Below are 11,464 nucleotides of genomic sequence, written 5' to 3'. Positions count from 1 at the left end.
TCTTGAATTGAAAGATTCATAAAAAATGTCATCCTTTCTAGCTAGCTTTTTAGAAAGAATAACGTTTTTTGACACTTGGGGGTAGTGCAAATTCTTAAGTTGATGGGCATGATGTCCATCCCACAATGGAAGATATACAAGAAGATTGGGAGAAAGCAATGAAGAAAAAAGATGAACGACGAGGAGAATCATGAATATAGTAAGTAATACATCCTATAAACCGAAGGTTACATTAGAGAAAAAAGATGAATTACTGCAGCTATTACAGGGGTATCGGATAAACGATGTGTGGGATTTAAGGGATAACTTCTTCGAAGTATATGATAGCAAAGAATCTTGGCGATCAAATAAAAAAAGAATAGATTTCACATCATTTTCTTTCTATATTCGACAAGAGTTAAAATATTTCTTTGCAATAGAAATATTAAATAGAAGTGTAACTATTGGAACTCTATTAAGTTATTCATTTACGTTTAAACATTTAGCTGCTTTTTTAAACAAACATTATCCTAACATCCATAGTTTTATAGAGATACCATATGAACGTGGTCTTATGAAATACAAAAGTTATTTAATTAATAGGAATGTCAACATCACAAATTCAAAAGGACAGATTTCAAGTAAAGCTATTGCTTTTTTTAATCGAGCGTATCAATTTCTGTTTGATTTCTATGACATAAGAGAAGAGTTTGAAAAAGATATATGGGATGTAAGAAATATTCCTAATGTACGCTATTCTAAAAGTAAAGCTGAATATCGAATATCATTTCATGATATTCATCCATCCTATAGGGAAGCTGTTAAAAAGTATGCTAAGTTTACAACGGTTTCACGTAGTTTTTCATCATTGCAAACAATATTAAGAGGAATCAAACACTTTATAGTGTTCTTACAAAAATATTATCCTAATTGGAACGGTATCACTGATTTGCAAAGATCACATATTGAACAATATTTATTATACGTTAACCATAATTTGGGCCATTTATCTGAAGGAACTAAAGCGGATTATTTGTATGGAGTAAAAGTATTTATAGATTACTTACAACGTACTGAACATCCTAAAGCACCTACTACACCTGTTTTCACTTTGTTCTTCAAGGAAGATTTCCCAAAACAAAGACGATGGAATGAAAATGAGATTAAATATATTCCTGACTCAGTAATGAGTCAGTTAGAATTGTTATTAAGTCATAATCCTGATGAACTCAATCCCCCTATGAAAGATAGCGATAAGAAATATATTCCTGTTATCATTTTACTTATGGCTACAGGATGGCGAATAAGTGATATACTCAATATTCGTTACTATAATTGCTTAATTACTGATACGAACAGAAACTATTATCTTCAAGGAGATATTCCCAAAACTGATGTTAAACAACATCGTATTCCTATAGATAAAGATGTAGCACTAATTATTCAAGCTGTCATTGAACAAACTAAAGATATGTCAACTATAGAAAATAATCCTGATCGATACTTATTCGTTCATACAAAAGGAAAACGTAAGGGGAACCCATTTTGTAGTGGGAATATATCACGAGCATTAAATCGTTTGGCTAAACGATACAACATTGTGGATCAAGATGAAAGTATCTATCATTTTCGAAACCATGCCTTTCGGCACACCAAAGGTGTGGAGCTGATTAATCTAGGAATGAATCTTACTCACATTATGAAATGGTTTGCCCACTCTACACCAGAAATGACACTAGTCTATGCTAAGATAGCCGATGATACATTGAGACGAGAATGGGAAAAGGCACAAAAGAAAAAAGGACCTCTCCTTCGTGTAAATTTAGATAATGGTCAAGTAAATGAAATGGCCATGGACGAAGACTTGATCCATTGGGAATATATACGCAGTAATATCGAGGCTATAAGAGTACCACTTGGGTTTTGCCTGGCTTCGAAGAAGGAAGGTTGTCCTTATGTTGTAACCCCATGTCTGACATGCCCAAACTTCTGTACAACCCCTGACAATCTGTGTGACTTTGAAAGAGAAATCCGGCGAGTGGAAGAACATATTCAGATGACACAAAACTACCCAATTTACAATGAGAAAACCAAGGAACAATTGGATAACCTCATCAAAATTAGAAACCAACTTGTCGAAGGCAAGTCTCATCGGGGGGAGAGTGCTAAAAAAATTCTCTTTGATGCTCAAATTATTAAAGAAAAAGGTGTATCATCATGAAACATAAACGATCTACAGATGCTATTGTAGCCTTGGCTAAAAAGAAGCGAGAAGAAACCCTACAAAAGGTTGAGAAAGCAATTAGACAACTGATTAAAGAGAATAGACGTATTAATTTCAACTCTGTCTCCGACTTCGCAGAAGTGTCCAAGTCTTACTTGTATAGTCATACTACCCTTCGTGAACGAATTGAAACGCTTCGTAAACAACAGCAACGAGCTGTATCTCCAAAATTCGAAAAACGGAAAATGAGTGATGAAAATAAAGATGCAATGATTCAATTATTACGGGATCGAATCAAGGAAGTAGAGTACGAGAATAGGCGATTAAAGGATGAAAACAAAAGACTACAAGGAAAAATGTATGAACAAATTTAATGAAATAAGGCTCTTACTTTGTGGTCATATCCACAAAGTAAGAGCCTTATATTTTCTGTTTATTTTTCATTTTAGTCTTGATTTCTCGAAAAAGGGGGAATAGCAAAAAAATAGTGGCAAAACCCTTATAAATAAAGGATTTCAATTTCTTTTTAAAATAAATATGTCAAAACATATACAGTTTAATTGACATGTTTCAAATATTATTAAGTTGTATTTTTGAAATGAAAAATACAAGGTTTTTAGCTATGTCATAAAGTGTACTTTTTGACACAACGTATTATTTTTTAATTAACCAGGCTTAATCCCCCGTTTCGGGGCGATGGGCAAAAACATCCAACATGGAAAATATTCGCTTCTACAGCCCCAATATGTTGGATTGACAATAAATTATGTTCTTACATATTAGTTGAAGCATTTTTACTTTTTACTAAGCCAAAAAAACCTAATGTTGAAAGAATTATACAAGCGACGATAGATATGGTTATCAATCCATTTAACTTAGTCCCTATCTTACTATTTTTTACAAATGACAATCAAATTCACTCCATTGTTTTAATCAGTTTTTTAGATTTGTTTTTTAATAGAAATAATTGTAATTTTGAGAGAGCACGGGATTCAATTTATTTTTTTGTTAAAAAGTGTTTGTAATGATATTTAAGTACTTTTTTAACTGAGTTGTATATGATCAGATTAAATGTTTAGTTACTATAGGATACACTCCTTAGCCAACTCAAAAATATACTGATAATTGTTAAAGGAAGAATAAAGATTACTCATTCCTCCGCCCACCAAAACACTAAAATTTTTATAAGTATAGTAAATTAAAAAATACAAAAAAATTTAGGATTTGTATCGTAGAGATATGTTAAAAGCTTAGGGTAATTTAAAAATCTTTTAGACTAATCGATATTATTTTTTAGATTTCTGCTCAAATAATAATATTTTTGGTTCTATAGTTAGATTTTCTGTTTTTAAAGTGACTCACTCTTTTACTAGGAAGGATATACCAGTTTTAACAGCTACTTCAGCTCCCACCATAAATTTATTTTCTGTAGGAAAGGTTGTTTTGCTGGATAAATCTTACGAAATTTCATAGGATTCATAGTTTGTTTACAATCAGTTGAATTCTATAAATCAATTTGTCTAGCCTAAAGTAGATTAGTACTTGATTAGTTGAGAAGTCATTGCTAATTAACCGTAAGAATTCTTAAATTCTGACTCATATGCCATTACATCAATTCCAATACGAATTAATTAATACCTCTTAGATAGATATCATAGAATTGAACCCTCCATTGCGAACTAATTCCTATTTTAGGAAAACTGTACTCCTTCTGTTTCTGTACCTACCGTTTTAAAGACGATCCTAAAACACTAAACTCCAAAGTCTTAATTTATTATTTTTTTGTTATATTTTTCTCCATATTTCCCAAAAAAATTGCACGAAATTATTATACTAAATAACTTTTAATAAATTAGTATGTAATACCACCCTTCTAGGAAATTGTTTTATGTTTCCTTAAAGATAATCATATATATATAGGTATTCAAAAGCCAATCTTCATTAAATTAAACATAAATACATAAAATCACATAGTTTATTAATATATATATATAATATTTGATTATAAATGTATGACTAATCGAATATAAATACGCATATCCTTAATTGAAAACAGTACTGGAGCTTAATAATGTCATAAAAAATTTACACAAATATGACGCATGAAACGAATGACAACACAATACAATTAACAATAACGTGCATTGTTATACTTATAAATTCAAGGTTTTTTAATATCACATTCTTTATACTTGTATTTTCAAAAATCTTTATGCTATCTATGGGTATTATTTTTTATTTAGATGAAATCTCATTTTACTCTCCATATATTCCTAAAGATAATAAAAAGATGATAGTTTTGATTAAATATTTTAACAGGGGAAATACACTCATAGTACAGGTATAAAAAAATGTCTTACACAAATTTTTTTATACCTGTATTTTTGTTTATGATTTGTTTCGAATTAACATTAGGAATAAATTAGTTTGGCATATTTTCACCCTAACTATATTTAAGGTTAAATTTAGAATTTTGCTATACGAATTTTTTTGTTAAGTAAAGCCTTCGCAAAAAAACATTTAAATATCACTCGTTAAATCATACAAAAAACGGACATCATTCTTTTAAGAGTGATGCCCGTTTTTTATTCATATAAAAATTTCCTTATTTATCTGTCAATACAAGTCAGTAATCATTCTTTATTTGCACACCTTACATTTTAAAGCATATATTATTCCTCCATAAGAAGTAATTCCACGCTGTCCACGATGAATGTTCCTTCCGTTTCTCCGATCTCAATCCATACCTTATCGGTTTCTGGGAAGTACTCTAATTCTTTTGTCACATAGCCAGCTGGTAGTGGTGTGTAATCCCCATATCCTCTGTTAGATTCACAAGGATTCTCTCTTCGTCTATCTGTATACGATTTTTCTTCATAGACTGACGCATGTACAGAAGAATTGCTTTCATAGGCTTCGTCATATCCTCGATTACGGGAAGTGTACGTACCCTCATGTTCTTCTTGAGTCGCAGTATAATTATTACACGTTACCGTGTTGTTTGGATATACTTCCTCTTCTACACAGTTGCTGAATTTCAGTTCGTCTGTATTGTCTTCGATCTCATGAATCGTTACACAGCCCTCTCCATATCCCTCTTTGTACGCTGTAACACGAAGGATATAGCCACGACCCGGACAAACACGAACTTCTTGTGACACTTCTGCTTCCCATTCTGGAACAACAAGGACCGAACGATGGTTGTTCTGTTCTTCTACATCTACATGCCCTTTCACGTTCCAGCATGATAAGCCATTATTGAAATCGCCATTTTTAATGACATTTCTCGCATCATATAGGGAGAATGCAGTGAAAATACGCCCTTCTAATTCTTCAAAAATAGCCGCATTGACACCCGGAATCACAGACAGCTCTGGCAGATACGCTTCTCGAATGCTATGAACGCGTTTATCTGCCGCATGAATCATCGCGATATTCGTATCCGCTTGTAATCTATCATATTGAGAGTTTACAAATAAAGCATCTACAGATTCTTTTGCCTCTTTATAAACAATATTTGTTTCCCATTCCAATTTTTCGCATTTGTCTCTCCATTTTTTCTCCGCTCTTTTCACACGAGCTAGTGCTTCCCCTAATAGTGGTTTCTCTTCGAGAAACTCTAGATTTCCTAGTCTTGCATAGCCATCTTGTGTCTTAATCTTGAATATCACCCATACACCTAAGTCCTCATTTAAGTCTGTACATCCAACATCAATGTCCAAGGAGAAATGATGGGAATGATGGGCACATTTTTCCCCGTCTCTGCAGGAGCAATCTAGATTAGGATTCCATTCAAGGTGTGGCGCGCATCGATTCGGTTCTCCACACTTTCCGATTGGACTTTGGGCTGAAAGCGGCCATAAGGAACCCGTACCTGGCACGTTTACTGTCTCGTGTTTTGCATTGTAGCGAATTAAATAGATTTCTAAGTCTTGACTATCCTCGATATACCCTCTTAATTCATAGCGGGTATAAGCTTTTAACTTCGACTCATCTATTTTTTGATATAAATACGTTGGATAGCACTCATCAAAGGTACCCGGTAATGTGACGTAATTCTCTTTGAATACGTCATCTCCACCTTGGATAGTAATATCCGTGCTTCCTCTCCAGCCACGGTCTGGTTGCCTATTGATCCCTCTGAAGTTTGGATCTTGAAGTAAATTCCGTTCATCACTGAGTCGCTTCGCATGTTTGACTTTCTCGGATAATTCTCTCTTTTCATCCAGACAAAATTCATCCGATAAACACTCAACTAAATTGGAAACTTGATCAATATGATAATCCGTCACATCTGTTTTTAGCCCTAGTTGATTTGTAGAAGTAAACAGGGCATTCACCGCCTTCTGTGCTCTTTCCAAATCATATTCTTCTTCAAATGTTGCATCTGCTAGAATAAGTTCAATTTTATCTATATAAAGCTCACCACCACGAATAGGAAGTTCTTCAGCTATTCTAATTATATCTGGATTAGCCCTAAATGAAAAAGGATTACTAAAATTGGTATAGCTAAATGTTCTAGATGTTAAGCTCTCCCCAATTTCCATGGTTTTTTCAAGGGTCATATCTACTCTAATTTGTCCTCCTATCGCTACAGTAATTCGTGCATCCCTACTGGAAGCATAACGAAATCTTAAACGGTATCTTTGGGTAATTGGTGAGTTAATATTGACTTGTAAAGACACAAACTCACCAATGGTATTTCTTCGAAGGATATCCCCTCCTGTAAATCCTGGTCCTTTAATGACAGAGGTGCCACCACCAAGTCTAAATCCTTTCACTAAAGGTATTTGTGTAATAATATCTGGATTAATTGTATTTGTATTAGTAGCACTGTGATGTGTCCAAACAAATGTTGGCAGGCTAGTTATATTAGTATTATATAACGACCTGGTTAGTGTAACATGACTTAATCGATGACTATATCCAACTAATGAATTCTCACCATCAATTGGTAACTCATTAAGAGAATCTACTGTCCCCCTACTTCTATATAGAACTTCAGCATTATTTGGTTGAATGAACCCTACTCCCTGTACTACATTTATCCCTAAGGTAGGAGTAATATTTTCTGATCTTCGGAAGAAAGGATTTGATAATGTTCTATAAAATAGGTTAAGACCTGGAAAAGTACTAGGAGCAATAGTTCGTCTTGGTTCCGCATTTGCGGTTATCCCATATTGAGGGGTTGTTATCACTTGAGAACTACCTGTAAAATGAGAAGTTACACGATGCCCTGCCCAATAGTGAACACCTCTAATCAAATCCGTATCAATGGTCAAATTATTTAAGAAGTCCATAAGGTGGGGGCTTCTAATGGCTGAGTTCTCAATATTCTCGAAGCTGGGGCCAACTCTATAGTCAGTTATATTAATTACCGGATCTGTATATACTTCCCGCGTTAATTGGGAGCTTGTTGGAATTGGATATAATCTAGAATCGTAATTTCTGAAAAAAGAAATAATATCTAATACTGATATTGTTAACTCTCTTCTAAACTGATTAAATCTTGCCCAGTTTCGCAGCCCACCAGTTCGTGGTAAGCGATCTAATCCCGTATTGTACCAGCGTACAGCATAATCTGTATATATAGGAATAAGTCTAGTCAGATCATTATAACGACTATTTATTGTTGCTATATCAAATCCCCAAGCCTGCCCAAACACTGAAACATCTCTCAAAACCGATAAATGTAAATTTGCAGCTTGAACATATACTGATAAAAATGGGACTTGATAATTTTGAACTGAAAAAAGAGGAATAGCTGTTACAAGAATACTGTTCATGTCATTAAATTGAGTACGCATCTCTTCTTTTAATGCTGGATTAGTAGGATCTGCTTCCCACTCTCTAAAAGCTTCTGTATAAATTCCGTACAGACTGCTTATCCCTTCTAATCTAGAAATTGCCTGGTTTCTAGCGAATTCCTCTATTTTTTGGTCAATCAATAGCTCAATTTGCTCTAAAAATAAATCCCATTGTGAAGGGCCTATAGACCCCCATATTGCATCAAACAATCCTAATAAAATCCCCCCTATTGGAGTTGCGGAAGCGAGCAGACGACTAATCTCCAAGGCGATGTTTGTTGCTACAGTACTATTTGACCTTTCAATATCTAATATCTCATTTTCAGGATTATTTAAACAATTATAAGGCACGCATTGATTCTGATTATTCACTATCTCCATAAAATACCTCCATTTTCTTTTATTGAAATACCAAAGTTCTTATAATTTGGTACTGTTTTTCTTTACCACAATTTTAAACATATGAATCATTTTATGAAAAAATGCAACAAAGGCAACAAATTTTATTAAATATCAATATATGCCCTGGGGCTAAAATAGATCCAGGGTGTTAATAATCTACTTACTTTTCGACCATCATCCATGCTTTTGACTTTTTGATGTTTAACCAATTCATTAAGGATTTGTATTCCCTTAACTTATTTTAAAGTCTTTTAACCTTTTATACTTATATATAAAATCCATTTTTCCTATCTTACATATACAAATTGAGGGTTTGCGGTAATGTAGAAATACTTACACTTATACATGTTAGAACCATTTACCTGTAATTCACCTAGAATCGTAAACGCTTCTCCTTTTTTTACAGTCTTAATCTTATCATTCCAGTCAGCAGAACCATAGACCCATAATTCCTCCGTATCTACAACAACTAATCGCCCAACATTACTCGTTTTCCTACGAGCAAAGTAAATATAGGAAGAGTCATATTTCACCCATGAATTACCTAGGTTCAGCCAGCCATCACGTTCTTCCCAAACAATATAAGATTCAGGTTTGTTCAATTTACGAATTACATCACTACTCGTGCTAGGTCCTCTACGAAGATTAATATTTACGCCTTCCATGTAAGCAATTCCTAATCCTTGTGTACCCGCGTCCTTGTTATGATTCTCTACAACCATATCGTTTGGACTATCTTCAATCATCCTCTTGAAACCCTCAAATCCACCTGGTCGATTAAATATCGGACGTGGACAGTTCTTTCCACTCCAATGTTGATGGGAAACTACGTTCCCAATCTTTAATCCAAGGTGAGCCATGAGAAACTGAACGAGACCCGCAGCATGAATTAAGGCTTTTTCAAAATTACCATCACGATTTTCACAAATTTCAATGCCAATAGACGAACGATTCCCCGCTCCATTCCCGTCTCCGGCATGCCAACCATTCTCATTTAGTGGTAAGTGCTGTACAATCCGATTATCGTCTACCGTAAAATGCCAGGATACGCCAGTTGATCCACCACCATTGTTAACATATCTAGCATGCGCTCTTGCATCAGCACCTGCATTTTGATTCGCAGTGGTGTGAATTGTGATATAACTTGGATTCATGGAATATGCAGGACGGTTACGATTTCCTTTTGGAATGATATTACTTTCAAAAGGTGTGTTATTAATTTCTTTAGTATTGAATACTGTCATATAGCTACATCTCCTATCAGATTATTGGATATGATTTCAATCTTTCTTAAATAGATATTTCTACATTTATGAGTACAGTATATCTTTGTCTTGTAATAAAAAAGCATAGATATTTTCACCCATTCATGAAGTTATCCATACTTTTCTAGACAAAACATTTAAAATAGGGGTTCTTAAAAGCTACTTTTCGTGATGTATGATTTGATTTTTGTGCGATATACTTAAAAAGGATCTAAAAGGAGCTAACAGTTTGTTAGCTCCTTTTAGATCCTATCTTTATATCAAATCGATATATATGTTAATTAACACAAGGAATTCAATCCCTCAATTCATACAAATTACAAAGTTTCTACACTTAGAATTCAAGTAATTAAAAAGATTTTATCGTTTTCCAACAGAAGACTCCTTCCTCAAAAATGTCAAGGTGTGAAACACCAATTTTAGGTGGGATATGAATATCGATAGGCATAAGCCAACATATTTGCTATCATTTACTTATACAGATTGCTCTTCGAAAACTGAAGTTATGAGGTTGGTTTCAGAAAAACGTTGCAACTGTAAAATCTTCAACGTTCTTTCGCCCCATGCTTGCCGAAGTTGCGAAAACCAAACTAAAGTAGGGAGTGTGGTGCGTCAATGTACAAGATACTTATGTTCTCACTGTAGGGACTACGGGTAGCGCCTGCTAAGATAACCGGTGGATACATTGGTTATCTTAGCAGGAATCTCCCACTTCAAAAAGTCTGTAAGGACGTTAAGTGGTGAGTAGTTCAATGTCCTAAGTTTAAGTAGATTTTGTATCCCACCTAAATATTTTATTTAAAAATTTATATATTTTTTTCGATTCTTTAGTAAAGAGTGGTCCTAAAATAGATAGGATAAGTACATATAGTGCTGAGAACGGTTTCAACACTGACATTAAACCACCCGCTATACCAATATTAGCCATAATAATTGAAAACTCCCCTCTTGACACTATTGTTAACCCAATATTTGTTGATGCTTTATGAGATAATCCAGCTTGCCTTCCTGCAATCATCCCTGCTACAAAGTTCCCGATGATTGTCAGTAGTACAGCACCTAACGTTAGCCATATAGCTCCACCCAACGAAAACGGATCTATACCTAAACCGAAGCTAAAGAAGAAGATAGCTCCAAAAAAGTCTCTAAATGAAACAACAAGATGTTCAATTCGATCACTATGCTCTGTTTCAGAAAAAACTAAACCTAACAGAAGCGCTCCGATTGCTTCCGCAACATGAATTGTTTCAGAAAAACCAGCGATAAAGAATAAAGAAGAAAATACTACTATAATAAAAATTTCATCTGAACTAATATTCAACAATTTATTTAATAACGGAGTAGCCCATCTAGCTACAATAAAGAATAAGAGCATATATCCCAAAGCTATACCAATTGAGGTAAGAGCACCTAAAAATGAAGCATGATCACCAAGTACTAAGCCAGAAACCACTGATAAATATACAGCAAGGAATATATCCTCAAACATGATAATTCCTAAAATTAGCTCCGTTTCGTTATTCCCTGTTCTTTTTAAATCAACTAGCACTTTTGCAACGATAGCACTAGAAGAAATTGTAATAACCCCCGCTATAATCAAAGTTTCTAATAAAGGGAATCTCATCAAAAATCCATATAGTAACCCCAACGAAAAATTAATCAAAATATAGATTGTTCCACATGCCCATCAACTTAAGAATCTAGACTACCCCCAAGTGTAAAAAAAACGTTATTCTTTCTAAAAAGCTAACTAGAAAGGATGACGTTTTTTATGAATCTTTCGATTC

At 34.0% G+C, this 11,464-nt stretch carries 4 protein-coding genes and 2 pseudogenes; 2 read left to right on the top strand and 4 right to left on the bottom strand.

The window, feature by feature from the left end:
• The first annotated feature begins 190 nt into the window (after positions 1-190).
• Both ACS2CR_RS31515 and ACS2CR_RS31510 read left to right on the top strand, forming a co-directional pair.
• Entirely contained in the window at positions 191-2,200 is a 2,010-nt protein-coding gene (locus tag ACS2CR_RS31515; RefSeq protein ID WP_001028548.1) for a tyrosine-type recombinase/integrase, read from the top strand.
• A complete protein-coding gene (locus ACS2CR_RS31510; protein ID WP_000681129.1) occupies positions 2,197-2,577 on the top strand; it encodes a DUF6262 family protein in 381 nt (126 codons plus the stop codon). The genes ACS2CR_RS31515 and ACS2CR_RS31510 overlap by 4 nt, the downstream gene beginning before the upstream one ends.
• Positions 2,578-2,915: 338 nt before the next feature.
• Here ACS2CR_RS31510 and ACS2CR_RS31505 read toward each other — a convergent pair.
• The 4 genes and pseudogenes from ACS2CR_RS31505 to ACS2CR_RS31490 all read right to left on the bottom strand — a co-directional run.
• A pseudogene (locus ACS2CR_RS31505) lies at positions 2,916-3,113 on the bottom strand (MCP four helix bundle domain-containing protein); the annotation flags it as partial.
• Positions 3,114-4,875: 1,762 nt separating this feature from the next.
• Positions 4,876-8,391, bottom strand: coding sequence for an insecticidal delta-endotoxin Cry8Ea1 family protein (locus ACS2CR_RS31500; RefSeq protein WP_086402512.1), 3,516 nt, complete (start codon positions 8,389-8,391; stop codon positions 4,876-4,878).
• A 308-nt stretch (positions 8,392-8,699) separates the two neighbouring features.
• A complete protein-coding gene (locus tag ACS2CR_RS31495) occupies positions 8,700-9,656 on the bottom strand; it encodes an N-acetylmuramoyl-L-alanine amidase (protein ID WP_060852704.1) in 957 nt (318 codons plus the stop codon).
• Positions 9,657-10,440: 784 nt separating this feature from the next.
• A pseudogene (locus ACS2CR_RS31490) lies at positions 10,441-11,355 on the bottom strand (cation:proton antiporter); the annotation flags it as partial.
• Positions 11,356-11,464: the final 109 nt, after the last annotated feature.

Source organism: Bacillus cereus group sp. BceL291, assembly GCF_051776705.1.
Classification (GTDB): Bacteria; Bacillota; Bacilli; order Bacillales; family Bacillaceae_G; genus Bacillus_A; species Bacillus_A cereus.
Note: the sequence above shows the minus strand (reverse complement) of the source record. Positions and strands in the feature narration are given on the sequence as shown.